Genomic DNA, 23,866 nt, shown 5'->3' with positions numbered 1-23,866 from the left:
CCGGGCAGATGTCTGCCCGGCCGGCTGGTGTCCTTCGGGCCACCCCGGCGGTCGGCGTGGCCCGAGGATCGTCGCGCACATGGCTCCGGCCATGGCGTTCCGGCTTTCGTGCTCCGCCTTTTGTGCTCCGGCTTTCGTGCTCCGGTGCTCCGGTGCTCCGGTGCTCAGCGCGTGGTGCCGCTGTTGAAGACCGACCGTGACCAGACGTAGCCGACCAGGGCGATACCGGCGCACCAGGCGAGCGAGATCCAGCCGTTGTCGCCGATCTCCGAGCCGGAGAGCAGGCCGCGCAGTGTCTCGGTCATCGGCGTGAACGGCTGGTGCTCGGCGAACCAGCGCAGGCCCGGTGACATCGACTCGGCCGGCACGAACGCCGAGCCGAGGAACGGCAGGAACTGGACGAGCAGCGGCTTGTTGCTCGCCGACTCGACGGTCTTGGAGATCAGGCCGAGCGCCACGGACAGCCAGGTCACGGCGAAGGCGATGGCCGCGAGGAGGCCCGCCGCTGCCAGCCACTCCAGGGGGTTGGCCCCGGACCGGAATCCGACGGCGAGCGCGACGCCGACGACCAGTACGGCGCTCACCATCGTCTGGATGACGCTTCCGAGGACATGCCCCGTCATGAACGACGAGCGCGTGATGTTCATGGTGCGGAAGCGGTTGATGATGCCCTCAGTCATGTCCATGCAGACCGCGATCGAGGTCGACATCGACCCGGCTGCCACGCCCATGATGACGATGCCGGGCGTCAGATAGTTCAGATACGCGTCCCGGCCGCCGCCCATGCCGGCGCCGATCGAGTCGCCGAAGGCGTACACGAACAGCAGCAGCATCAGGATCGGCAGCATGGCGCTTCCGAATCCCACGGCCGGATAGCGGATCGCGTGCTTCAGATTCCGCCGCAGCATCGTCGCCGAGTCGTGCACGGCGTAGGTGAGGGTGCTCATCGCAGGGTCTCCTTCATGTGGAGCGCGGTGTTGGTGACGCCGTCGCCGGTCAGGGCGAGGAACACGTCGTCGAGGTCGGGGGTGTGCACGGAGAGGTCTGCGGCGCTGATTCCGGCCGCGTCGAGCCGGTCGAGCAGGGCGCGCAGCGCGTCGAGGCCGCCGTCGCCCGCGACGCGCAGGGCGAGTTCCTCATCGTCGCGGGCCGCGCCGGGGAAGGCGCCGGCCGCGCGCTCGTACTCCTCGGGCTCGGTGAACCGCAGACGTACATGGCTGCCGGGGATCCGCGCCTTGAGTTCGTCGGCGGTGCCCTCGGCGACGATCCGCCCGCCGTCGAGCACCGCGATCCGGTCCGCCAACTGGTCGGCCTCCTCCAGGTATTGAGTGGTGAGGAAGACGGTGACGCCGCCGGCGACCAGCGAACGCACGGTCTCCCACATGGTGCGGCGGCTGCGCGGGTCGAGCCCGGTCGTCGGCTCGTCGAGGAAGATCACCCGCGGGTCGCCGACCAGTGTCATGGCGAGGTCGAGCCGACGGCGCATCCCACCGGAGAAGAACGCGGCGCGCTTGTGCGCGACGTCCGCGATGTCGAACCGCTCCAGCAACTCCTTGGCCCGCGCGCGGCCTTCGCGCTTGCCGAGCCGCAGCAGGTCGGCCATGAGGAGCAGGTTCTCCTCGGCGGTGAGCAGGTCGTCGAGCGCGGCGAACTGCCCGGTGACGCCGATCGCGGCGCGCACCCGGTCCGGCGCCGTGGCGACATCATGGCCCGCGACCTGGGCCTGCCCGCCATCGGCGGAGATGAGCGTGGACAGGATCTGCACGGTGGTGGTCTTGCCGGCGCCGTTCGGCCCGAGCAGCGCGAACACGGTGCCGGACGGGATCCGCAGATCGATGCCGCCGAGGACGGTCTTGTCGCCGTACGACTTGCGCAGATCGAGGGCGGAGACGGCGGCGGGCGACTGCCGGCCGTCCCCTTGCCTGGGCATGGACATGACAGAAAAAGGCATGGGGCCCTCCCATTCGAAGGGGTGGTGAGCGGTGAAGTGGGCTTGTTCGTACGGAGATTGAGCGGGTCAGACCTGGGCGCGGCGGATGTCGATGTTGCCGTAGCGGGTACGGGCCTTGACCTCGACCGTGTCCTCGGCCTTCTCCGGGCCGTCGGACTCGGTGAGCGCGTTGTGCACCTGGCCGGAGCCGGAGCCGATGTCGAGCCAGGCGGCCGTACCCTCGCGGACGCCGACCTCGATGGCACCGTAGGACGTCTCCAACTGGACGGTGCCACGGACGACTTCGTCGACGCGCAGAGTGCCGTGGGCGGTGGTGGCGGCGACCGAGCCTTCGGCGTGCTCGATGATGATGTCGCCGTTGGCACCGCTCACGCGCAGATCGCCCAGGGCGTCCACGACGGTCGTGGTGCCGTGCGAGTTCTTCAGGACGGCCGGTCCTTCGACGGTGCCGACGCGCAGGCTGCCGGAGCTGGTGGTGATCTCGGCGGACCCCTCGACGCGGTGCACGGTGATGCTGCCGTGGGAGGCGGTCAGGTGCAGCGGCCCCGTGGTGTCGAGGCGCACATCGCCCGACGAGGTCTTCACCCGGACCTCGCCGAGCCGGCCCTCGCCGTGCACCTGCGCCCAGGCGCCGGTCATCTCCACCCGCGAGCCTGTCGGCAGTTCGACCGTCACGTCGACGACGCCGGTGCGCCCGAGGAGATAGCGCTGCTTGGGCGTCCTGACGGTCAACAGGCCGCCCGCGTACCGCACTTCGGTCTGCTCGGCCGTCCGTACGTCCTGGTCCTTCTTGGAATCGCGGGGCCGCACCTCGACAAGGGTGTCGGGCCGGTCGGCGGCGATGAACCGGATGGATCCGGCTTCCACATGGGCGGTGACCGAGATCGTCGCGGGAGTGTCGAAAGAAGGCATGGCTGTCCCGTCCTCTTGGGTCTTCGTGGCGTCCCCGCTGGTGGGACGTGGTGTGGTGTGGTGTGAGTGAAGTGGGGTTGGAGTGAGGCGGGCGGGGCTAGTGCACCCAGCCCGTGAAGCTCTGTCCGATGGGGCGGGTGGGGCGGGTCTTCTCCGTCGTACGTGACGTCGCACGTGACGGGGCGCCGCCTTCGACAGCGGCCGACACGGCCCGTACCAGCCACGCGTTGACCGACAGGCCCTCGCGGCTCGCGGCTTCCTCGGCGCGCGCCTTGAGGTGGGCGGGCAGTCGCAGGTTGACGCGGGCGGTGCCGCCGTCGTCGCCGTCGGCGGGTGCCGGTGCGGGCGCCTTGAGCGGCTCGGCGGGCCCGCTCTCGCCCTCGTACACCTCGTACGCCTCGTCGCCCGCCGGCCGTGTCACCACGAAGTCGGGGTCGAGCCCGCGCAGCCGTACGTCCACCGAGCCCGGGGCGAGGTCGCGGGTGATCTCGCTCATCGCGGCGGAGAGCACATTGAGCATCGTCAGGCGGGTCGCCGACTCCAGGGGAGCGGTGAGCCGCTCGGCCAGCTCTCGGGCTTCTTCGCCGCCGGCTTCGGCGGCCACCGCGAGTTCGCGGCGGAGGTTGTCGACATACGGCGTGAGGTCCATGACGCCATGATGGCACCACTATGGCGCCACACGCAAGCCCGCGCGGCGGGTGGAGTGTGGGCCGCAGCCCAACCAAGGTTCCGACCTGCGGAGACGCATCAATATCGAGGTGCACCAATGCGGCACCACGTGAAATCCGGGCCCCTCTGGCGCATCAGCGGCACATCGAGTGGCACCACGTGATGATCACGTGATGCCACGTGATGCCACGTGATGCCACGGGGCCGTGCGGGCAGCTTGCACGGAGTGCGGTGCGCCGATGGACCCGCGATCCTGCGACGAGCGCTGTCCCACGGAAGACTTCTTCAGGGGCCGAGTTCGTCAGGATCGAGGAAAAGCGCACGATGACAAGGAGCGCACGATGACAGTGGACCGGACCGTGACATTCCCGTCCGGCAAGAAGGTGCCCGCTCTCGGGCAGGGCACCTGGCGCATGGGGGACGATCCCGCGCGGCGTTCCGAGGAGATCGCCACCCTCCGGCGGGGACTGGACCTCGGGATGACCGTGATCGACACGGCCGAGATGTACGGAAGCGGCGCCGCCGAGGAATTGGTCGGCGAAGCGATGCGCGGTCGCCGGGACGACGTGTTCCTCGTGAGCAAGGTGTTGCCGTCCAACGCCGACCGAAAAGGCACGGCCGACGCCTGCCGCGCGAGCCTGCGTCGCCTGGGGACGGACCGGATCGATCTCTATCTGCTGCACTGGCGGGGCAGCGTGCCGCTCCACGAGACCGTCGAGGCCATGGAAGCACTGGTGTCGGACGGCAGTATCGGTGCCTGGGGCGTGAGCAATCTGGACGTCGGCGACCTCGCCGAACTCCCGGACGGCGTCCGCCCGGAGACCGACCAGGTGCTCTACAACCTCGCCCGCCGAGGTCCGGAGTACGACCTGTTCCCCCGCTGCCGGGAACTCGCCGTCCCGATCATGGCCTACTCCCCCGTGGAACAGGGCCGGTTGCTGGGCCACCGGACCCTGAGCGCGGTGGCCGCCGGCCACGGGGCGTCCCCCGCTCAGGTGGCACTCGCCTGGGTGCTGCGCCAGGACGACGTCATCGCCATCCCCAAGGCCTCCACCACGGCGCACGTCGAAGAAAACCGCGCGGCCCTCGACCTGCGCCTCACGGACGACGACCTCCGCACCCTCGATGAGGCCTTCCCGCCCCCGCCCCGCAGGCAGCCGCTCGACATCCTGTGACCTGGCTGGACGCCGCATCCGGCCCCGCTCACGGCGTCCAGCCCCGCCAGTCCCCCGACCGTCGGTGCGGGTGGTTGAGCAGTTCGTCGTTCCAGTCCCGCACCATCCGATGGTCACCGGCCCTGCGGGCGTCTTCACGCTGGCGGTAGAGCGCGGCGCACACATCGCAGTCCGCTGCGGGTCGGGGCTCAACTTCCGGCGGTGGCACGTTCATTGCCCGCTCCCGTCGGTCCGGGGGCCGGGGTTGGGGTCGAGGTCGGACCCGGACTCGGAGTCGGGGCACGACGGGTGTCCACACCTGCACGGCGGCCACGTGAGCGCGTTCCGGGGAGCGAGGTCAGCGCCCTCCGCCCCGGGACCACGCGCCGGTACGACCAGCGAACCGTCCACTCCGAACGCGGCGATCATCAATGACAGCCGCTTGCGCGCCTCACTACCGGTCATCGGCCAGCCTCAGCAATCCGCGCGCCACACGTTCCGTCAACTCCGGTGTCGGCTCGGCGAAGGTACGCGGCACACTCTCGGGGATGAGGCGGTGGAACCACTCCGAGGCCGGTGGCCACACGGCCAACTCCTCGGCGTCAATGGTGATGTTGGGTGCTTCCCTGCTCGTCACAGACGCGCCCCTCCGTCGTTGATCAATTACTGTCTGTGTCCAAGAATCGGGATTCGTGCGTACGCTGAACAGGGTTGAACGCACGTCAACCGGCTTGGGGTTAAGGAGGAGGGCACATGGCGAACGACCCGAGCGGGGTGGTGGGACCGGTCAGCGGGGCCGCCTACTTCGGCACCGAGGTACGGGAATGGCGGCTGGCCAGGGGGCTGAGCCAGAAGGCGGTCGGCGCACCGGCGCGGTACGGCCAGCAGTACGTGGCGAAGGTGGAAGCCGGGGAACGTATGGCCAGCCCGGAGTTCGCGACGGGCTGCGACCAAGTCTTCGGTACGCCACGCACGTTCGCGCGACTACGGGACCGGTGTGCCGAACGGGGCGGGTATCCGGACTGGTTCGAGCCGTACAGGCTGCTCGAAGAGCAGGCTTCTGCCCTTCTGAATTTCAGCAATGGACTGATCGCAGGGCTGTTGCAGACCGAGGCGTACACACACGCGGTCTTTCGCAAGGGGTACCCCACCGACCATCCGGACGAGACCGCCGCCAAGGTCGCGCGACGGCTGAAGCGACGTCAGGTGCTGGAGCGCGAGAATCCGCCGCTGGTGTGGGTCGTCCTGGACGAATCATGTCTACGCCGCGTGGTCGGTGGCCCTGCTGTCATGGTGGAGCAGCTGGCACACTTGATCGGGGAGGCAGAATCCCCTCGATTCACTATTCAGGTACTTCCGTTCAATTCGGGGGTTCCTGCCTGGCCCTTGGCGTTCACGCTGATGGAGTTCGGCGACGAGGAGCCTGACATGCTCTACCAGGAGACTCTGGGAGCGGGCCATGTGACCGATTCCCGGAAGACCGTAACGAATGCGAGCGTCCTTTACGATCGGCTACGCGCCGACGCACTCTCTCCGGCGGCGTCGCTCGATCTGTTGCGCAAGGTGATGGAGGACTGGAAGTCATGAACACACTCGATCTCTCCGGCGCGCAGTGGGAGAAGTCCAGCTACAGCCACCCGCAAGAAGGCGAGTGCGTCGAGTTCGCCCGCAACCTCGCCCCCTCCGGCATCGTCCCCGTACGCGACAGCAAGGCCCCCACCGGCCCGGCGCTGCTCCTCACCCCGGCCGCGTGGACAGACTTTGTCGCCTTCGCCACCCAGTAACCACGCCTCCGAGGTGGGCAGCCACGAGCCGCCCCACGCCCCGCCCGTCTCCTCCGTGGCTCTCGTAGCGGAAGTCCCACCACACAGGAATTTCGGTACGAGAGCCACGGCCCGGCGGCCCCGCGTTCCTGCCCGACTCGGCCTGATGCGCAAGGTGATGGAGGTATGGACCCAATGAGTACAACCGATCTCTCTGGCGCACAGTGGGAGAAGTCCAGCTACAGCAGCGGCCAGGAAGGCGAGTGCGTCGAGTTCGCCCGCAACCTCGCCCCCTCCGGCATCGTCCCCGTACGCGACAGCAAGGCCCCCACCGGCCCGGCACTGCTCCTCACCCCGGCCGCGTGGACAGACTTTGTCGCCTTCGCCACCCAGTAACCCACATCCTGCCTACGCTCTCGAACGCCGAAAGCACGTGGCAGACTCTCGCCACATTCGGGCGAACCTTGGGCAAACCATTCCGCCGTGGGTAGCTTCATGACCGATCGACTTTCCGTGTCGGCGCGTTGAAGGAGCAGCCAGTGAACTCAATCCTCTGGAACAGCGGTGACGAAGACGACGACAACCTCCCAGGCCAGCCGTGGAAACCTGAAGAGCCAAGCCCGGACGGTCAGATGCCCCCCGGCGATGGGACCCACCGCAAGTGACGAGTACTGAGCAGGCAGGGCGGCCCAGCCAAGTCGAGTTGGGCCGTTCTCTCCTCAAGAGTGGTTCCATGCCCTCGGACTGGTCACCCGCCTTCGCGTCCCTGCCCCGCTCCGCGTTTCTGCCGGACCTCATGTGGCCGCACGACATGGAGACCGGCCGGAGTGTGGCCGTGGTCAAGTCGGAGGATCCGGCGGCCTGGTACGCGTACGCGGACTCGAACGTTCCCATCGTCACCCAGTGGGACGACGGCGACCACGACGGTGTATCTCCGGGCACGGTGTTCACCTCGTCCTCGTCCATGCCGAGTCTCGTCTTCTCCATGCTGGCGGACCTCGATGTCCGGCCCGCTCAGCGCGTGCTGGAGATCGGTGCGGGCACCGGATGGAATGCCGCGCTGCTCGCTCACCGGGTCGGTGCGGAGAACGTCGTGACCGTAGAACTGGACGCGTCGGTGGCCCTGTCCGCGCGCGCGGCCCTGGAGCGAGTCGGTCTGCCCGTACGCGTCGTACACGGGGACGGCTTCCTCGGGTATCCGGAAGGAGCTCCGTACGACCGGATCATCGCGACGTGCGGCCTGCGCTCCATTCCGTTCGCCTGGGTGGAGCAGACCAGGCCGGGCGGTGTGATCCTCGTGCCGTGGGGCACCTATTACGGCTTCACCGAGGCCACGGCCCGGCTCGTGGTGGCGAAGGACGGCGCACGTGCCTCGGGGCCGTTCACACGGCCGGTGAACTTCATGCGTATGCGTGCGCAGCGTTTGTCGTGGCCTGAGCACGCCGCGTATGTACCGGCCGAAGGAACGGGGGACGCGGAGAAGACCTCCACCACGATCACCGAGGCGGACCTCCTGGGCGGGGGCTCCGACATCGTCGGGTTCGTCATCGGCTTGCGGGTACGGGACTGCGTACACACCGCCGACCGCAAGCGTGAGGGCACACGGCCGGTGTGGTTCTACGGGCTGTCCGACCGGTCGTGGGCGGTCGTGATCTTCCGGGACGGCCGGCCCGAAGCACGGGTGTACCAGTCGGGCCCCCGTCGGCTGTGGGACGAGGTGCGGGCGGCCTACGACTGGTACCTGGAGCGGGGGAAACCGGAGTTCGGCCGATTCGGCCTGACGGTGACGCCCGAGGGGCAGCGCGGGTGGCTGGACGATCCGGCCGACTCCTGGCACCTGTGAGAGCCGCTTTCGCTGATGGGCGACGCCCCCCTCTGCGCGCCCCGCACGCGCCGGTGCGCCCCGCTTCTTGGAGCGAACCTGCTCGGCCGCTACAGCTTCACCGCCTCGCCCCCTCAGAGGAGGGCGCCGCCGGAGACCTCAACGCGCTGGGGGGTGACCCAGCGCAGGCCCTCGGAGGCCAGCGTGGCGATGGCGTCGCCGATCTCCTCAGGTTCGCCGACGCGGCCGAGCGCGGTCTGTCCGGCCAGAACCTGGCGCATCTCGGCGTCGTCCCGCATCGCTCCACCGTTGAAATCGGTGGCGGTCGGTCCCGGGGCGATGGAGTTGACCCGGATTCCGCGCGGGCCGAGTTCGGCGGCGAGGGTACGGCTCAGGGCTTCGACGGCGGCCTTCGAGGCGGAGTAGACCGAGGTGGCGGGGCTGGTGTGGCGGGTCAGTGACGTCGAGACGTTGATGACGCGGCCGCCTCGGGCCAGCAGCGGCACAACAGCGGCGGTCCCACCCACCGCGGGGCGCCAGGTGGCGCGAGGCGCCTTCGCACCCTCCGGCGGCATGGTCGTGGTGGGCTCAGATTCCGTGTTTCATCGCGCGGGTGGACATGACCAGTCCGACGGTCGCGATGGCGGTGGCGGACAACAACCCGTAGAGCACGGGTGTGTTGAGGAAGTCACCGGTGAACAGGGTGCGGGCGGCGTCGACGATGCAGGTGACGGGGTTGACCGCCGCGACCGCGTGGAGCCAGTCCGGGCCCGCGTCGACCGGGAGCAGGATGCCGGAGAGCAGCATGACGGGGAAGATGAGCATCTGGGTGCCGACCCAGAACAGGTTGCCGCTGGGGCGTGAGGCGATCGCCAGGACGTAGGAGAGAGCGCTGAGCCCCACGGCCATGACGGTCAGCAGCGCGAGGGTGGCCAGCGCGCCGGGCAGGTGGAGCGGCATACCCAGGGGTATGGCCACGGCGGTGAGCAGGATCGCTTGGGCGAACAGGGTCACTGTCTCTTTTGCGGTGCGGCCGAGGACGAGGGCGGTGCGCCGGATCGGCGTGACGAGGAACCGTTCCATCTGCCCGCCGTCGAGTTCACTGAGCATGCCGTGACCGGCGGAGAGCGGCCCCAGCAGGCACATCATCACGAGAATGCCGGGAACGAACCACTGCCAGGTGTCGCCGCCGGTGCCCGCGCCGGTCCCTGTGTCCGCACCGCCGATGTCCGCGCCGGTACCGGCGAGCATCGAGCCGAACAGGACGAGGAACAGCAGCGGCTGGCCCATGGCGAAGACGATGCCGGCCGGCGAGCGGAGCTCCGGTGTGATCTCGCGGGAGAACACCGTCGCGGTGTCGCGGATGAGCTCAGACATGGGTCTCTCCGGTGGGTGCGTCGGTGGCGGATTCGTAGGCATGGCCCGAGGCCTGGATGGCCCGGCCGGTGAGGCCGATGAACACGTCATCGAGGGAGGGGCGGCGCACGGCGGCGCGGGCGACGGTGACGCTCTCGTGGTCGAGGAGCCTGAGATAGCCGGGTAGCGCCGCCTCGGCATCGGAGATCCGCGCGCTCACGGTGTGACCGTCGGTCGTCACCTCGCGGACGCCCGCCATCCGATCGGCCACGCGGGCCGCGACGCGGGCGCCGTCGGTATCGCCGGTGGTGACGTGGATCCAGTCCCCGCCGAGACCGGCTTTGAGGCCGTCGGCGGTCCCGTCGGCGATGACCCGGCCCTGGTCGATGATGACGACCCGTTCGGCCATCTGGTCGGCTTCGTCGAGGTAGTGCGTGGTCAGGACGATGGTGATGCCGTATTCGCGCCGCAGCAGCTGGATCTGCTCCCACAGACCGGCGCGGCTGTGCGGATCGAGTCCGGTGGAGGGCTCGTCGAGGAACAGCACCGCGGGGTTGTGGATGAGGCCGAGCGCGATGTCGGTACGACGTCGCTGACCGCCCGAGAGCACGCCGGGCGCTCGCGTCGCGAGGTCGGCGATCCCCAGAATCTCCAGCAACTCGTCGGCCCGGCGCCGCGCTTGGTGGGCCCGGAGGCCGTAACACCGGCCCTGAGTCACGAGTTCGTCGCGGATCCGGTGGTTCTCACCGACCGCGTTCTTCTGGCCCACGTAGCCGATCGACTCACGCACCCGGGCCGGGTCGCGTACCGCGTCGACGCCTGCGATGCGCACGGTACCGGCCGTTGGAGGCAGCAGCGTGGTCAGCATGCGCAGGGTCGTGGACTTGCCCGCGCCGTTGGGCCCCAAGAGCGCCAGCAGCTCTCCGGTCGCGACATCGAAGGTGACGTCACGCACCGCCTCGATCGTCTCCTTGCCCGCTGTGAACGTCCTGCGCAGGCCTCTCGCCTGGATCATCCAGTCATCACTCATGGAGAGGACCATAGGACATCCATAGTGGAACTCCAAACTTCCATCAGTGAGTTCCATGATTCCCATACGGTAGTCAGTGATACCGTTGCGCGATGAGTGCTCAGGACACATCCAGCGCGCGGAACCGCACCGAGCGGGCGATCTTGAAGGCCGCCGCGGCGGTGTGGGCTCGCGACCGGGCCGCCACACTGCCCCAGATCGCGGTAGCCGCCGAGGTCGGCCGCACGACTCTGCACCGCTACTTCCCGGAACGCGACGGGCTGCTGCGAGCCACCACGGAGTTCGCCCTGGAGGCGGTGGGACTCGCCATCGCCGAAGCCGAGCCGGACAAGGGGCCCGCGCTGGAAGCGATGCGCCGCGTGGTCGCCGCCCTGGCGTCGGCCAGCGACGCGATCATGTTCGTCTTCGGCGACCAGTCGCTCGTGCGCGATGTCGTACCCGACGCCGACCCCGACCTGCCGACACCGCACGACCCGGTGATCGACCTCATCCGTCGCGGCCAGTCCGAGGGGGTGTTCGACACCCAGCTCTCGGCGGAGTGGATGCAGCAGGTTCTCTGGGGCGTGGCCTACACGGCGTTCGAGCAGGTTGAGCGGGGTGCCCTCGCCAAATTCGACGTGACGGCGACCGTGACCCGCACTCTCGAACAAGGCATCACCGCCGGGGTGCGCAAGGGCACCGCCACCACGGAGGGGGCATGACCGACGGCGTTTGGACGGTCGACTTCTGGCTCGACCCCGCCTGCCCGCTGACCCGCCACACGGCGCGGTGGATCACATCGATCGCCGACGAGATCCCTGTCGAACCGCGCTGGCACGTGATGAGCCTGTCGGTCCTCAACGAGCACCGCGACGACGATCCCGAAGACGATCCGAACGGCTACCTGTGGATACCCGCACGCGTGGCCGCCGCCGTCCGGACCGAGCACGGCCACGCGGCGCTCGGCGCCTTTTACGACACGCTGTGGACCGACCCCGACGGGACCGAACGAGAGTGGATCGGCGACCTCGCCGAAGCGCTGCGCCGGTGCGGGCTGCCCGCCGAACTCGCCGACGCGGGCGGCTCCGACGCCTACGACGCCGCCCTGCGCGCCTCCCACCACGACGGGGTCGACCGCATCGACGCGGAGATCGGCACTCCCGTACTCGCGATCACCTCACCCGACGGCGACCAGCGGGCCATGTTCGGCCCCGTACTCAGCGCACTCCCCACACCGGCCGAGGCGATCCGGCTGTGGGAGGGAACCCGACTGCTCAGCGGTATCAGCGGCTTCCGCGAGATCAAGCGCTGAGCAACGCCGGGCGCGGAGAGCCGGTGTCCCTCCGATCGGTGTCCCTCCGGCGGTCCCTACTTCCCGAGGAACGCCGGGAAGGCGAACCGCGCCCCGATGGCCGAGCCCTGGGCGTGCGCGTCGGTGCCGGTCACCGAGTAGACGACCGTGCGGGAGAGGTCACGGGTGGCGACGAGCACGGTGTTGTAACCGGGGCGCGCGCCCGTCTTTCCCCAGACCTCGACACCGTCGACCTCGAACCGCTCCAGCCCGGCGGTCTTGGTGGCGCCGTCAATCCCCTCGGGGACCGTGAACATCTCCTCCAGCTGCGGTCGCGGCACGATCCCGCCTCGGAACAGTGACGTCATCAGCCGTTCCAGGTCGTCCAGCGTCGTGATCATGTCGCCCGCCGCCCATCGGTCCGACACATTCCACTCGGTCACGTCCACCCGCTTGCCACCGGCCAGTTGATAGCCACGGTTGTGCGGACCATGGATACGAGGATCGGTACCGGGGAACGAGGTGTGCCGCATTCCGGCGGGCCGGAAAACATACCGGGCGGCTCCCTCCTCGTACGTCTTCCCCGTCACCTTCTCGACCAGCATCGCGAGGATCGTGTAGTTGACGTTCAGGTAGTGCTGCTGCTCCCCGGGCCCGAACTCCGGTCCCTTCGCCACCCCCGATGCCACCACGTCCTCGGGCTTCAGCGTGTCGAACCGGTGCGCGTACTGCTCCTCCCAGGAATCGCCGAAGCCGTCCCCGCCCTGGATGCCACTGGTGTGGTTGAGCAACCGCCGTACGGAGACGGGCTCGAACTCCGATGTCAGCAGCCCCGGCAGATAGCGCTGCACCGGTCTGTCGAGGTCGATCCTCCCGTCCGCGGCGAGCCGCAGTACCAGGGCGGCCGTCACGACCTTGGTCACCGACCCGGCCCGGAACCGCCCGTCCGTGACGGCCGGAGCCTGCGACCGGATGTCCCGCACCCCGGCGCTTCCCTCCCAGCGCCCGTCACTCCCACCGGCCCGTACGACCGCGCTCGTCGCCTCGCCGTCCGGCAGCCCCACGAGTGCGGCCCGCAGCGCGTCGGCCCGCGGATGCTCGGCGACCGGCGCCACAGCAACCCCGACGGCGCGCCCCTGACCGGACTCGGCCAGGGCGGCGGGCCCCGTGGAGACCACAAGCGCGACGACGGCCGTGACAGCGGCAAGCGCGGCACGGCGGTTCAACGGACTGACGGTCTTACTGACGTTCATGAGGCTGCCTCCTCGGCACAGGGGTCGGTACGCCCTCATCCTCATGACGCCCCCGGCTTCCCCGGATCCTTATCCGGGGCGGCCTCGACCCTGATCCCTCTCGGGGTCAACCCTCATGTTTCGGGGCCGTGTTGGCAGGGGCAACCCCTGACGGCGTCGTGGTGCCCCCGACCGGGACGGACAGGCGGTGCCGCCCTGCCTCCGGGGCGTGCTCACTCCTCGGGCGGTGGTGCCGTGCCGGAAGGGCGCCGTGCCGGAAAGGGGCCACGGGCCGTGACTCCGGCCGCGGCATCACGCCTCGTGACGGTTGAGCCATTCCTTTTCCTGGCCCGGGTCGGGCAGGACCTGGCCGGCTTCGACCGCGGAACGCGCGGGACTGTCCTCGATCACTACGAGGATGCGGCGTTCGGGTATCGCGGTGATGCGGGAGGCGGCCGCCGACAGCTCGAGTGCCAGCCGGGTCGTCTCCTCCTGCGGGTGACCGCGGCGTGCCCAGCCGCTGATCAGGAGCGGCGCCCCTGGTTGGCCGCCGACGTAGACGCTGTCCTGGGGCAGTTCGGAGAAGACGACGTTGACGTAGGCGGGCGGCACGTGATTGATCTCCGCGTGAATTCTGGTGATCTCGGCGGCCAGTTCGCCCTTGGTGCCGGGCCTCAGCGTTTCCTCGGCGGTGGTGCAGGTGTAGATGGGCACGTCGATTCCTGAGATGTGAGGGTTGTGGGCGTGCCCCCGGCATCGGGTGGGGCACGCCCACCGCGTGGGTGACGGTGCGTGGTGAGGACCTTGCCGGGGGGCCGGCAGGACCTTCGGGGTGCGCGGGGTGGTCAGTTGCCGTGGTCGGTGAGGGTCTTGAGGTCGGTGACGGTGTAGGCGAGGTCGTAGTGGAATCCCTTGCCGGTGCGCCGGATGGGCAGGTCGGCGAGTTCTTCGCCGTGGGCGGGGAGGAAGGCGAGGTCGGCGGTGCCGACCCAGGCGTCGCTGATGGCGGCGTCGTCCAGGACGGACATGACGAGTTCGTGGACGGCGGGCTTGTCGTGCTGTCCTGCGGCCAGGCGTGGAAAGTGACGGAGATTGACCGTGGGACGGTTCATCAGGGCGGCGGGCTCGGGGACTGGCTGTTCGAGGGTGACCCTGGCCTCGGCGATGCGCTGTCCGGTGGAGGAGGCGGTGGCGCCGAACTGTCCGCCCGGACCGAGAACCGGGGTGCCGGGGCCGCCGACGGAGTAGGCGCGGGTCTGGTGGACGGCGCCGAGCTTCTTGGGGAAGCCCTGGACCCAGCCGCGAGCCATGGCGGAGTCGTTGTCGACGTAGATGTAGGGGCACCAGGCCACCGGGGCGCCCTGGTGGTGGGCGTCCAGAGTGAGGAGGAACTCCCGGTACTGCGAGCGTGCGGGGTCCAGGTATTCCAGGCCGGTGGAGGAGTACTGCCAGTCGATGAACATCGCGACGCCGCGGCCGGCGGAGTCCGGATCGGGCGTCAGGCCTTCGGGCAGGGTCGCCGCGGCGGCGGCCGGGTCGGTGAAGAACTCCACGCCCATCACGGTGCCGGCGTAGTGCCACGGCGGGGCGGGCGCCAGGTTCGCGATGCCACGGGGAGACAGGGGGACGGTGTAACCCTTCATGCGCATCCTTCCGGAGAGCGAAACGATACGTATCGTTTCGTTAGCGGTCCGACCGTAGCACACCTTGATCAGCGAGCGAAACGATCCGTATCGTTGCGGCCATGGCACTAGTCTTTTCCTCAGGTTCCGCGACCGGTGGGCCACGTTCCGCTTCAAAGATCCTCGCCGCGGCACGGGATGTCCTGTTGGGGCAGGGATACCCGGCGCTGACCATCGAAGCCGTCGCGGCGGCCGCGGGCGTCGGCAAATCGACCATCTACCGCTGGTGGCCCAGCAAGGAGGCGCTCGTCGCCGACGCGCTCGCCGAGGTCTTCCGCGCCGAGGAGATCCCCGATCTGGGCGATACGAGCGCCGAAGTGCGCCGCGCCGTCGACATGACCATCTACAACTACGCCAACGGGAGCATGGCCACCTCGCTGCCCGCACTCGCCGGCAGCCTCTTCCCGCACCCCGAACTCATGTCCCGGTTCCGGGAGGCTTTCCTCTACCTCAAGCGCGAGAACATCGCCGCGGCACTGCGTCGCGGAATCCAACGCGGCGACCTGCCCCGCGACCTCGACATCGACCTCGTCCAGGACATCTGGGCCGGCACCATCCTCTACCGACGGCTCATGACCGGCTCGTCCCTCGACACCAACCTCGCCGATCAGCTTGTCCGGCTCACCATCAACAGTCCGCCGCTGCTACCCCACTGAGAGCCGTTGCCACCTCACCGAGAAGGGACGGTCCGCCGCCTCAACGCCACGCACATGCTGTATCCGAGAGGAACCGGCACGTCCGGGGCACCGCCTCGCCCACTCCGTCCGCGCTACCCCTCCGTAGCACCTGTCCGCGGGACCTGTCGGGGGCGTGCTCACTCCTCGGGCGGCGGCCAGGAGTCTCCCCATGCCGTGTCGCGCGCCGCCCGGTACAGCGATCCGTGCCGCTTGGTGACCGTCTCCTTGCGCAGACCGTCGTCCACCGTGCACAACTCCAGCAGCACCTGACCCTTGCGGATCTGCGGCTTACGGGTCACCCGGGCCTGAGCCGGACGCGCGTCGAACCGTACCGCCGCCACATAGCTGAACTTCTCGTCCTCGTACGGCAGTGAGCCGCCCTTCACCTGCCGGTGCAGCGAGGAGCGGCTGACGCGCGCCGCGAAGTGGCACCAGTCCGTGCCCGGTTCGATCGGGCAGGCGTCATTGTGGGGGCACGGGGCGGCGATCCGGAATCCCGCCTCGATCAGCCGGTCACGGGCCTCGATGATCCGCAGATAGCCGTCCGGGGTCCCCGGCTCCACGATCACCACCGCCTGCCCGGCCCGCGCCGCCTCGGTGACGAGTGCGGCGCGGTCCTGCTCCGTCAGCTCCTTCAGTACGTACGAGACGGTGACCAGATCGCTCTCCGGCAGCGCGAGCGCGGCGCCGATCCTGGCCCGGCGCCAGTCGGTGGCGCGCAGTGCGGGCGCTCCGGAGGCGGCCAGTTCGCGGCCGAGGGCGAGGGCGGGTTCGGCCCAGTCCAGGACGGTGGTGGTACGGCTCGCGCCGGGCCGGGCCTCCCAGGTGGCGTCCGCCGCCCAGACCGCGGCCCCCGTACCGCCGCCCACGTCCAGGTGGCTGCCGGGCTCCCAGCCGGGCGCGGCGGCGGCGAGTCCCGCCAGCGCCGCCCGTACAGCTTCGAAGGTCGCCGGCATGCGGTACGCGGCATAGGCGGCGACATCGGACCGGTCGCGGAGCACGGGCGCGTCCGTCGGGGTGGCGCCACGGTAGTTGGAGATCAGCCGGTCGACGGCCTGCGCGGCCTGCTTCGGCGGCAGCCCGTCGAGCAGCCCGGCGAGCGCGGCGCGGAGGGTGTCGGCGGTGGGGAGGGGGGCGTTCACCGCCGACATTTTAGTGCCTGGTCAGTGTCCGGATTTCCGTGTCTGGACACCGTCCGGCTTGGCGCTCAAGTGCTTGCCGAGGAACTGCTCCGCCGCCTTGTAGAGGGCGATGGCGTTGTCCGGGTTGTCGAAGGAGTGGCCTTCGTCCTCCATGACGGTGTATTCGACCGGGACCCCCCGCGCGCGAAGGGCTTCGACGATCTGGTCGGATTCGGCCTGGACGACTCGCACGTCGTTGGCTCCCTGGGCGATGAACAGCGGTGTACGGATCTGGTCCACGCGGCTGATCGGCGAGCGGGCGAGCATGTCGGCCTTCTGCCGCGGATCCGCCGGGTCACCGACGTAGCGGTACCAGTTGTTGAGCAGGTGGGGCTTGACGAAGTCGGGCTGGCTGCCCATGAAGGTGGCGAGGTCGGAGATGCCGACGACGTCGACCGCGGCGGCGAAGACGTCGGGGGTGAAGGCGACACCGACCAGCGCCGCGTAGCCGCCGTAGGAACCGCCCATGATCGCCACGCGACCGGGGTCCGCGTACCCCTGGTCGACGGCCCAGTTCACGCCGTCGATGAGGTCGTCGTGCATCTTGCCGGCGAACTCTCCGATCGCCGCCTTGGTGAAGGCCTTGCCGTACCCGGTGGAGCCGCGGAAGTTGACCTGGAGCACCGCGTAGCCGCGGTTGGCGAAGAGCTGCGCGGCGAGGTTGAAGCCCCAGCTGTCCCGTGTCCAGGGGCCGCCGTGGACGAACAGCACCAACGGCAGCCTGGTCGGCTCGATCCCGACCGGCAGGGTCAGGTGGGAGGGCAGCGCCAGTCCGTCGCGGGAGGTGATGGTCACCGGCGTCATCGGCGCCAGCTTCTCGGGATCCAGATTCTGCCGGGGCCGGAAGAGCAGGCGGCTCTCACCCGTGGAGTGGTCGTAGAAATAGGTGACACCGGGGTCGCGGTCGTGGGTGAAGCTGACGACCCACCGCCGCTCGCTCGCGTCGGACGACACGGAGGCGAGATCGCCGTCGGACAGCTTCTCCAGGTTCTCCAGCACGTCGGCGAAGTGCGGGTCCAGGGCGTGGATCACCTGCCGTTCCCCGAGATAGCGGGCCCCTATCAACTCGCCGGTCCGGCGGCGGTGGATGAGGGGGTAGGGGAGCTGGGGAAAGGCGGCCGCACGGGTGTCGAGGTCGTGGACCGGGTGGGAGTCGACCTCGCGCTCCTCGCCCGTGGCCAGGTCGAGCCGGGCCAGACGCTTGCGGTCCGTGTCCCGGTTCGATCCCAGCCACACGCCCGTCCCGTCCGGCGTGATCTCCAGCGGAAAGATGCCCGTCGGATGGTCCGAGCCGTCGAACACCACGACGGAACTCAGGTCACCCGTGGACTCGTTCCAACGTGACAGCTCGAGATCGCCGTTCGCGGTTGTCCGGGTGGCGAAAATCTCGCCGCTCTGGCTGTACAGCCAGAGGCCGACATCGCTCCCGGGGCTCTGGACGAGCGTCTCGATGTCGCCGGTGATGAAGTCCAGTTCCAGCAGATCGAACTCGGCGGGATTCCTCATGTTCGCCTGGACGATCACCTTTCCGGGCCGCCCGGCGGGGAAGCCGAGAATCCCGGCCCTCGCTCCGGGGACCGGGGTGAGGTCGACCGCCTCGGCGTCCGGGTTCTCCAGGTCGACGCGGAAGATGTGCCAGCTCTCGTCGCCGTCCTGGTCCCGGGTGTAGAGCAGCCACCGCGGATCGTCCATCCAGTAGTAGGCCTGCACACCACGGGTTTCGGTGGTCAGGCAGCGCGCGTCGCCTGGCTCGTCGACGCTTTCGATCCACACATTCAGACGGTTCTTCCACGGCGCCAGGTAGGCGATCCTGGTGCCGTCCGACGAGAGGGAGACACTCGCGCGAAAGGGCGGGGCGAAGAACTCCTCGACGGGGATGTGATCCGGCGGAGCCATGTCGGTCCTTCCTGTGACCAAGACTTCCGCAGTACCGGAGGTACGCGCGGTCGGTGACAGTGACTGCCCTTCTGTCACTAAATGACATTGTCATTAAGTGACAGCAATGGCAAGTTCGTGACGCATCCCCGGGGCGAACCCGGACAGGCCCGAAGGGCTTGTCGAACACAACTCCGCGCCGAACGGCCCGAACGGCCCGAGGTCTCAGCTGCACACCCAGTCCGAACTACTGAGCGTGTTCGGCCAGTTGCTACGCTACGGCCCTTGTCCGGCTGAAGGGCTCGGCCACGGGGGGGGGGACCATGAGACAGAAGGTCGTACGCCTGACCCTGGTGGCCGGGGTGACCATGCTGGCGCTGCTGCTCCTGCTCGTCGCCTTCGACGGGAAGAAGAAGGACGACAGGGCCGACGACCGGCCCAAGAAGGCCACGGCGAACAGCGAGCCCTCGGTGCCGCGGCTCAACGTTCCGCCCGCGTACGACACGAGGCGCGGCTGGGATGTCGCCGCCCCCTCCCCCGACTACGCGATCACCGGGACCTCGGACGGAGCCGGCCGTCCGGAACGGATCGGCTACCTGGAACGGGTGGGCCCGGACCGGTTCCGGCTGCGGACGCTGGACGCCACGACCGGGAAGCGCGGCTGGAGCGGCAGGCCCTGGCGGCCGTTGTCCTCGCCCGACCGGTTCCCCCGGCTGCTGTCCGTCGGCAAGGACGATCAGGAGTACTTCGTCACCTGGTCGTACGGAAAACTGGACACGGATCCGCTGAAGCCGCCGGACTCCGTCGTCTCCCTGGACATCTACCGCGCGGACGACGGCTCCCGGGAGCGGGTCATGGTCCCGTGGACGGACTCGCCGACGGTCAGCGGAGCGGGTCCCGGCATCCTGATCAGCGACGGCAAGGCCACCAGCGCGGTCGTCGACCCGGCCGACGCCGGGGTGGTCAAGGTCCCGCGCGGCTCGCTCGGTTACCCGAAGGGCTGCGCGAACTGCCGCGAGCTGACCGAGGTTCGCGCGACGACGGACAAGGGGCTGCTGGTCAGCGGGGCCAAGGAGTTCTGGGTACGCGGGAGTTGGTTCAGCCGGAAGTCCGCGCCGAAGAGCACCGAGCCCACCTCCGGGGTGCCGGCTTCGGTGGTCCACGGCTCCGGCTCCGGCTTTGTCCTCGCCAAGTGGCAGAAGAAGAAGGGCTCCAAGGACGCGGCCACCCACGAGGTGTGGGCGGTGCACGACACGTCGACCGGCAAGACCCTCGCCCAGGCACGCTGCCGCAAACCCGCGATCGCCCCCGGCGACGACCCGCGGCTCGTCGCCTCCCCCGACGGCCGCTACCTGATCGCGGGGAGGCTCGCCTTCGACCTGGACGAGAAGACGGCGTACTGCTTCGAGGAGCCGGACGGCACCGATCCACTGACCCTGACCACGGTCACGGACCAGGGCGTGGCGTACGGCGCGACGAGCGCCCGCGACACGACGGACGCGCTGGCGGGCGGCGGCAGCCCGCTCCAGGTGGACCTGAAGACCGGGACGCCCGAGGCGCTGGCCGCCAATGTCCGGCTGCCGAACGGGGAGACGGCCGGGGCGGGGCTGTTCCGGTGGACGGACGCGAAGGACGTACCGCACCTGACCGGGTACGCACGGCGGGACCGGGGAGTCTCCTAGGGTCTTTCGTTTGGATCAGGCCGGATCAGGGAGCGGGGTCTGGTGCCGTGGATCGCAAGGCGGAGGAGTGAGGCGACGCGGAGCGTCGTGGAGCGACGGCAACGCGGCGAGGCGCGGTGCCGGGGCACGCGAGCCCGGCAAGATCCAAACGAGAGGCCCTAGGCCCTGTCCGGGTGCGTACGGCCCGCGCCCCATGTCCGAGCGACGTCCCGGACATTCATGACATGACCTGATGTATCACCCACACAGGTGACCCGCTGAGGTTCTGCTGCGGCACCCCCACACGGCTGGCTGTACTGGGACCGGCAACCGCAATCTCCAGCAACTCCCTTTGGACGACAGGAGAATCCCATGCCATCAGTGCGTCATGCCATGCGCCATTCCATGCTCGCGGTCGCAGCAGCAGCCGCCTTCACCCTGCCCTCGGCGTTCCTGACACCGCCGGCAACGGCCGTGGCGTCCGCCGCCGCACCGCACGCCGCTGCCGTGCCCGCCGCTGCCGCCTCCGTCTCCAGTGCCTTCAATGTCCCGCACGGGGCGACCTACACCCGTGGCACTCTGGTCTGGAAAGACCGAGCGGTCGACGTGAGCGGGACGCAGCGGGCCGTGGAGTCCAGTGGGTGCCGCAGGACCCACGTATCCACGTACAGCGCCGGGGGAACGCTGCTCGGATCGAAGAGCAGCAGCCAGGTGTGCGGCCGGTCCGCCTCGTTCGCATTCAGGGTTCCCGCAAACGTGCGCGGCGGGGCCGCCAAGGTCAAGGTCTGTCTCGTGAGGGGGGCCTCCACGAACCTCAAGTGCACGACATACCGCAGGCCCTGACCGTCCGCACCTCCTTGTGCGGGGGCGGGTGAACCCCGCCCCCGCACCGTCGGAGGTTGTGGTGTTCCGGTGCCCGGCGCACCGACGTCAGGCGTCAGGCGTCGGTCGGTGCGTCCGGCGCCGGACGGGCGCCGATGGGGCGGTGGTGGGACTGCCAGGGGCGTACGAGGCCCAGGAAGCAGCTGAGCGAGGCGACCGCGCACACCAGCTGCACGACGGCCATCGGGACCGCCGTCCGCTCGCCCGCGATCCCGACCAGGGGCGAGGCGATGGCGCCGATCAGAAACGACGCCGTACCGATGAGGGCGGACGCCGAGCCCGCCGCGTGCGGGGTCCGCATCAGCGCGGCGGCGTTGGTGTTGGGCATCGCCAGGCCCATCGAGGACATCAGCACGAACAGCGCCGCCGCGACCGGGAACAGCCCGACCGGGCCGAACACCCCGGACGTCATCAGCAGCAGCGCGAGACCGGCGAGCGTGATCGCGGTGAGCCCGAAGCCCAGCACCCGGTCCATGTTGACCCGGCCGACCAGTATCTTGCCGTTGATCTGGCCGACGGTGATGAGGCCGATCGAGTTGACGCCGAAGAGCAGGCTGAAGGTCTGCGGCGAGGCCCCGTAGATCTCCTGCACCACGAACGGTGAGGCCGAGACGTACGCGAAGAGCGCGGCGAACGCGAGCCCGCCCGTCAGCATGTAGCCGGTGAAGACCCGGTCCGCGAGCAGCCCGCGCATCGTACGCAGCGCCTCGCCGACTCCGCCGCTGTGCCGCTTCTCCGGCGGCAGCGTCTCGTGCAGCCACTTCCAGACGACGAACGTCAGGGCGGAGCCGATCAGCGTGAGGAGGACGAAGATGCCGCGCCAGTCCGTCAGCCGCAGCACCTGGCCGCCGAGCACCGGCGCGATGATCGGCGCGACGCCGGAGATCAGCATCAGGGTGGAGAAGAAGCGGGCCATCTCCACGCCGTCGTACAGGTCGCGCACGACCGCGCGGGCGATCACGATGCCCGCCGCGCCCGCGAGACCTTGCAGGAGGCGGAAGCCGATGAGGAGTTCGGTGGTGGGGGCCAGCGCGCAGACGGCCGTGGCGAGCACATAGACGACCATGCCGAGCAGCAGTGGCCTGCGCCGCCCCCACTTGTCGCTCATGGGCCCGACCACGATCTGGCCCAGCGCCATGCCCGCCAGGCAGGCGGTGAGGGTGATCTGGATGGTCGCCGCGGGTGAGTTCAGCGAGCGGGTGACCTCGGGCAGGGCCGGGAGGTACATGTCCATGGAGAGCGGGGGCAGCGCGGTGAGCCCGCCGAGGATCAGCGTGACCAGCAGCCCGGCGCGGCGCGCGGCGGCGACGGGCGCGGCTTCGGTGACCGGTGCGGCTTGGGTGACCCGTGCGGCTTGAGTGATCGGGGTGGCTTCGGCCAGGGTCGCGGCCTCGGCGAGGGAGGCGGCTTCGGCGAGGGCCGCGGGGGCAGGGACCTCCTCGGGGGGTGCCTGCCGCTGCTCCGGTATCGGTGCCGCGGTCCGCTGCGGTGTCGGTACCGCGGTCCGCTGCGGCGCCGGAGTCCGCTCCGGTATCCGCGCCGATGCCGAGCGACGCCGCTCGGGCGGTATATGTCCTTTACGTCCGTGGGTGGGCTGGCCGCCGTCCGGCATCCGTCTCTCCATGTCGTCGAATCCGTACCTATGCTCTCAGCTCAGCCGGACTGGTCGAGACCTTTATGAGGCAGCTATGAAAACGGCAGCGGTACAGGTGGCGCAGGACAGGCCCGTGCGCTGGGGCGTGCTGGCGACGGGCGCCATCGCCGCCGCTTTCACGGCCGACGTAAGGGAACTGGCGGACGCCGAGGTGGCGGCGGTGGCCTCGCGCACCGAGGCGTCGGCGACGGAGTTCGCGGGCCGGTTCGGGATCCCTCGCGCGTACGGCGACTGGGCCGGGCTCCTCGCCGACGCCGAGGTGGATGTCGTGTACGTGGCCACCCCTCACTCCGCGCACCGGCGCGCCACCGGACTCGCCCTCGCCGCCGGAAAGCCGGTGCTGTGCGAGAAGGCGTTCACGCTCGACGCCGGGGAGGCCGGGGAGCTGGTCTCGCTCGCCCGGGAGCGTGGGCTGTTCCTGATGGAAGCCATGTGGATGTACTGCAACCCCGCCATCCGGCGCCTGGCGGAGCTGGTCCGGGACGGTGCGATCGGTGAGATCCGTACCGTCCAGGCCGACTTCGGGCTCCAGGGCCCCTTCGCCCCCGACCACCGGCTGCGCGACCCGGCCCTCGGCGGCGGCGCGCTGCTCGACCTCGGCGTCTATCCGGTCTCCTTCGCACAGTTGCTGCTGGGCGAGCCCGACCGCGTACAGGCCGACGCGCTGCTCTCCCCCGAGGGCGCCGACCTCAACACCGGGATGCTGCTGGGCTGGGACGCGGGCGCGACGGCGCTGCTGACCTGCTCGGTCACGGCCGGGACCGCGGTGACGGCGACGGTGACGGGCACGGCGGGGCGGATCGAGGTGCCGTCGGGCTTCTTCAGTACGGAACGGTTCGTACTGCACCGGGAGGGCGCGGAGCCCGAGGAGTTCACCACGGAGGGCCCGCTGCACGGTTTGCAGTACGAGGCGGCCGAGGTGATGCGCTGCCTGCGCGCCGGAGAGACGGAGTCCCCTCTGGTGCCGCTGGACGGGACGCTCGCGGTGATGCGGACGCTCGACGCCGTACGGGACCGTATCGGCGTCCGCTTCCCCACGGACCGGTAGCGCGTCGCGACGAGCCGCGTCTCGGGTGACAGCGACGACCGGGCCAC

26 protein-coding genes are annotated in these 23,866 nt (G+C 69.7%); 11 read left to right on the top strand and 15 right to left on the bottom strand.

Annotation, left to right across the window (positions count from 1 at the left end; translation table 11 throughout):
* Window positions 1-164: 164 nt before the first annotated feature.
* The 4 genes from ACIOJD_RS10110 to ACIOJD_RS10095 all read right to left on the bottom strand — a co-directional run bounded on the left by ACIOJD_RS10110 (window position 165) and on the right by ACIOJD_RS10095 (window position 3,512).
* Window positions 165-947, bottom strand: a complete 783-nt coding sequence (locus ACIOJD_RS10110; RefSeq protein WP_401910542.1) for an ABC transporter permease — start codon at window positions 945-947, stop codon at window positions 165-167.
* Window positions 944-1,936, bottom strand: coding sequence for an ATP-binding cassette domain-containing protein (locus ACIOJD_RS10105; protein ID WP_401911691.1), 993 nt, complete (start codon window positions 1,934-1,936; stop codon window positions 944-946). The genes ACIOJD_RS10110 and ACIOJD_RS10105 overlap by 4 nt, the downstream gene beginning before the upstream one ends.
* Window positions 1,937-2,017: 81 nt before the next feature.
* Window positions 2,018-2,863 carry a DUF4097 family beta strand repeat-containing protein gene (locus ACIOJD_RS10100; protein ID WP_401910540.1) on the bottom strand — a complete coding sequence of 282 codons (846 nt, stop codon included), beginning with the start codon at window positions 2,861-2,863 and terminating at the stop codon, window positions 2,018-2,020.
* 97 nt (window positions 2,864-2,960) lie between these two features.
* Window positions 2,961-3,512 carry a hypothetical protein gene (locus ACIOJD_RS10095; RefSeq protein ID WP_401910538.1) on the bottom strand — a complete coding sequence of 184 codons (552 nt, stop codon included), beginning with the start codon at window positions 3,510-3,512 and terminating at the stop codon, window positions 2,961-2,963.
* A 361-nt stretch (window positions 3,513-3,873) separates the two neighbouring features.
* Between ACIOJD_RS10095 and ACIOJD_RS10090 the strand changes: the two genes are divergently transcribed.
* On the top strand, window positions 3,874-4,707 hold the full coding sequence (locus tag ACIOJD_RS10090; protein ID WP_401910535.1) for an aldo/keto reductase: 834 nt from the start codon (window positions 3,874-3,876) through the stop codon (window positions 4,705-4,707).
* 28 nt (window positions 4,708-4,735) lie between these two features.
* Here the strand turns inward: ACIOJD_RS10090 and ACIOJD_RS10085 are convergent, their stop codons facing one another.
* Window positions 4,736-4,921, bottom strand: coding sequence for a hypothetical protein (locus ACIOJD_RS10085; RefSeq protein WP_401910532.1), 186 nt, complete (start codon window positions 4,919-4,921; stop codon window positions 4,736-4,738).
* A gap of 219 nt (window positions 4,922-5,140) precedes the next feature.
* The gene (locus ACIOJD_RS10080) at window positions 5,141-5,323 is read right to left on the bottom strand and encodes a hypothetical protein (protein WP_401910530.1); all 183 of its coding nucleotides are present in this window, start codon (window positions 5,321-5,323) and stop codon (window positions 5,141-5,143) included.
* A gap of 116 nt (window positions 5,324-5,439) precedes the next feature.
* On the opposite strand from ACIOJD_RS10080, the gene ACIOJD_RS10075 reads away from it, so the two are divergent.
* The 4 genes from ACIOJD_RS10075 to ACIOJD_RS10060 all read left to right on the top strand — a co-directional run bounded on the left by ACIOJD_RS10075 (window position 5,440) and on the right by ACIOJD_RS10060 (window position 8,292).
* Window positions 5,440-6,273, top strand: coding sequence for a helix-turn-helix transcriptional regulator (locus ACIOJD_RS10075; protein ID WP_401910528.1), 834 nt, complete (start codon window positions 5,440-5,442; stop codon window positions 6,271-6,273).
* The gene (locus ACIOJD_RS10070) at window positions 6,270-6,470 is read left to right on the top strand and encodes a DUF397 domain-containing protein (protein WP_401910526.1); all 201 of its coding nucleotides are present in this window, start codon (window positions 6,270-6,272) and stop codon (window positions 6,468-6,470) included. Before ACIOJD_RS10075 ends, ACIOJD_RS10070 begins: the two co-directional genes overlap by 4 nt.
* Window positions 6,471-6,644: 174 nt before the next feature.
* A complete protein-coding gene (locus tag ACIOJD_RS10065; RefSeq protein ID WP_401910523.1) occupies window positions 6,645-6,845 on the top strand; it encodes a DUF397 domain-containing protein in 201 nt (66 codons plus the stop codon).
* A 337-nt stretch (window positions 6,846-7,182) separates the two neighbouring features.
* On the top strand, window positions 7,183-8,292 hold the full coding sequence (locus ACIOJD_RS10060) for a methyltransferase domain-containing protein (protein ID WP_401910520.1): 1,110 nt from the start codon (window positions 7,183-7,185) through the stop codon (window positions 8,290-8,292).
* A gap of 113 nt (window positions 8,293-8,405) precedes the next feature.
* Here ACIOJD_RS10060 and ACIOJD_RS10055 read toward each other — a convergent pair whose 3' ends face one another.
* The 3 genes from ACIOJD_RS10055 to ACIOJD_RS10045 are packed head-to-tail and all read right to left on the bottom strand — an operon-like array spanning window position 8,406 to window position 10,657.
* Window positions 8,406-8,846, bottom strand: coding sequence for an SDR family oxidoreductase (locus tag ACIOJD_RS10055; protein ID WP_401910518.1), 441 nt, complete (start codon window positions 8,844-8,846; stop codon window positions 8,406-8,408).
* A gap of 13 nt (window positions 8,847-8,859) precedes the next feature.
* The gene (locus ACIOJD_RS10050) at window positions 8,860-9,648 is read right to left on the bottom strand and encodes an ABC transporter permease (RefSeq protein WP_401910515.1); all 789 of its coding nucleotides are present in this window, start codon (window positions 9,646-9,648) and stop codon (window positions 8,860-8,862) included.
* Entirely contained in the window at window positions 9,641-10,657 is a 1,017-nt protein-coding gene (locus tag ACIOJD_RS10045; RefSeq protein WP_401910512.1) for an ATP-binding cassette domain-containing protein, read from the bottom strand. Before ACIOJD_RS10045 ends, ACIOJD_RS10050 begins: the two co-directional genes overlap by 8 nt.
* 92 nt (window positions 10,658-10,749) lie before the next feature.
* On the opposite strand from ACIOJD_RS10045, the gene ACIOJD_RS10040 reads away from it, so the two are divergent.
* Window positions 10,750-11,358 carry a TetR/AcrR family transcriptional regulator gene (locus ACIOJD_RS10040; RefSeq protein ID WP_401910511.1) on the top strand — a complete coding sequence of 203 codons (609 nt, stop codon included), beginning with the start codon at window positions 10,750-10,752 and terminating at the stop codon, window positions 11,356-11,358.
* Window positions 11,355-11,948, top strand: coding sequence for a disulfide bond formation protein DsbA (locus tag ACIOJD_RS10035; protein ID WP_401910508.1), 594 nt, complete (start codon window positions 11,355-11,357; stop codon window positions 11,946-11,948). The genes ACIOJD_RS10040 and ACIOJD_RS10035 overlap by 4 nt, the downstream gene beginning before the upstream one ends.
* 56 nt (window positions 11,949-12,004) lie before the next feature.
* On the opposite strand, the gene ACIOJD_RS10030 is transcribed toward ACIOJD_RS10035, so the two are convergent.
* The 3 genes from ACIOJD_RS10030 to ACIOJD_RS10020 all read right to left on the bottom strand — a co-directional run bounded on the left by ACIOJD_RS10030 (window position 12,005) and on the right by ACIOJD_RS10020 (window position 14,802).
* Window positions 12,005-13,180, bottom strand: coding sequence for a serine hydrolase domain-containing protein (locus tag ACIOJD_RS10030; RefSeq protein WP_401910506.1), 1,176 nt, complete (start codon window positions 13,178-13,180; stop codon window positions 12,005-12,007).
* 291 nt (window positions 13,181-13,471) lie between these two features.
* On the bottom strand, window positions 13,472-13,873 hold the full coding sequence (locus tag ACIOJD_RS10025; protein WP_401910504.1) for a tautomerase family protein: 402 nt from the start codon (window positions 13,871-13,873) through the stop codon (window positions 13,472-13,474).
* A 131-nt stretch (window positions 13,874-14,004) separates the two neighbouring features.
* Complete coding sequence (locus tag ACIOJD_RS10020; RefSeq protein ID WP_401910501.1) at window positions 14,005-14,802, bottom strand: acetoacetate decarboxylase family protein; 798 nt, start codon at window positions 14,800-14,802, stop codon at window positions 14,005-14,007.
* A gap of 101 nt (window positions 14,803-14,903) precedes the next feature.
* On the opposite strand from ACIOJD_RS10020, the gene ACIOJD_RS10015 reads away from it, so the two are divergent.
* Window positions 14,904-15,497 (top strand): TetR/AcrR family transcriptional regulator, encoded by a 594-nt coding sequence (locus tag ACIOJD_RS10015; protein ID WP_401910499.1) that lies wholly within the window; start codon window positions 14,904-14,906, stop codon window positions 15,495-15,497.
* Window positions 15,498-15,655: 158 nt separating this feature from the next.
* Here the strand turns inward: ACIOJD_RS10015 and ACIOJD_RS10010 are convergent, their stop codons facing one another.
* Together ACIOJD_RS10010 and ACIOJD_RS10005 are read right to left on the bottom strand one after the other, a co-directional pair.
* Window positions 15,656-16,660: a small ribosomal subunit Rsm22 family protein gene (locus ACIOJD_RS10010; RefSeq protein ID WP_401910496.1), complete on the bottom strand. Its 1,005-nt coding sequence runs from the start codon at window positions 16,658-16,660 to the stop codon at window positions 15,656-15,658.
* Between the two features lie 21 nt (window positions 16,661-16,681).
* Window positions 16,682-18,595, bottom strand: coding sequence for an alpha/beta fold hydrolase (locus ACIOJD_RS10005; protein WP_401910494.1), 1,914 nt, complete (start codon window positions 18,593-18,595; stop codon window positions 16,682-16,684).
* A 302-nt stretch (window positions 18,596-18,897) separates the two neighbouring features.
* On the opposite strand from ACIOJD_RS10005, the gene ACIOJD_RS10000 reads away from it, so the two are divergent.
* The gene (locus ACIOJD_RS10000) at window positions 18,898-20,256 is read left to right on the top strand and encodes a hypothetical protein (RefSeq protein WP_401910492.1); all 1,359 of its coding nucleotides are present in this window, start codon (window positions 18,898-18,900) and stop codon (window positions 20,254-20,256) included.
* 351 nt (window positions 20,257-20,607) lie between these two features.
* Complete coding sequence (locus tag ACIOJD_RS09995) at window positions 20,608-21,078, top strand: hypothetical protein (protein WP_401910489.1); 471 nt, start codon at window positions 20,608-20,610, stop codon at window positions 21,076-21,078.
* Between the two features lie 94 nt (window positions 21,079-21,172).
* Here the strand turns inward: ACIOJD_RS09995 and ACIOJD_RS09990 are convergent, their stop codons facing one another.
* Window positions 21,173-22,741, bottom strand: coding sequence for a multidrug effflux MFS transporter (locus ACIOJD_RS09990; protein WP_401910487.1), 1,569 nt, complete (start codon window positions 22,739-22,741; stop codon window positions 21,173-21,175).
* Between the two features lie 64 nt (window positions 22,742-22,805).
* Here ACIOJD_RS09990 and ACIOJD_RS09985 point away from each other — a divergent pair, with 64 nt between their 5' ends.
* Window positions 22,806-23,819: a Gfo/Idh/MocA family protein gene (locus tag ACIOJD_RS09985; RefSeq protein WP_401910485.1), complete on the top strand. Its 1,014-nt coding sequence runs from the start codon at window positions 22,806-22,808 to the stop codon at window positions 23,817-23,819.
* Window positions 23,820-23,866 lie beyond the last annotated feature (47 nt).

Origin of the sequence: Streptomyces sp. NPDC088116, assembly GCF_044741745.1 — a bacterium.
Lineage (GTDB): Bacteria > Actinomycetota > Actinomycetes > Streptomycetales > Streptomycetaceae > Streptomyces.
Note: the sequence above shows the minus strand (reverse complement) of the source record. Positions and strands in the feature narration are given on the sequence as shown.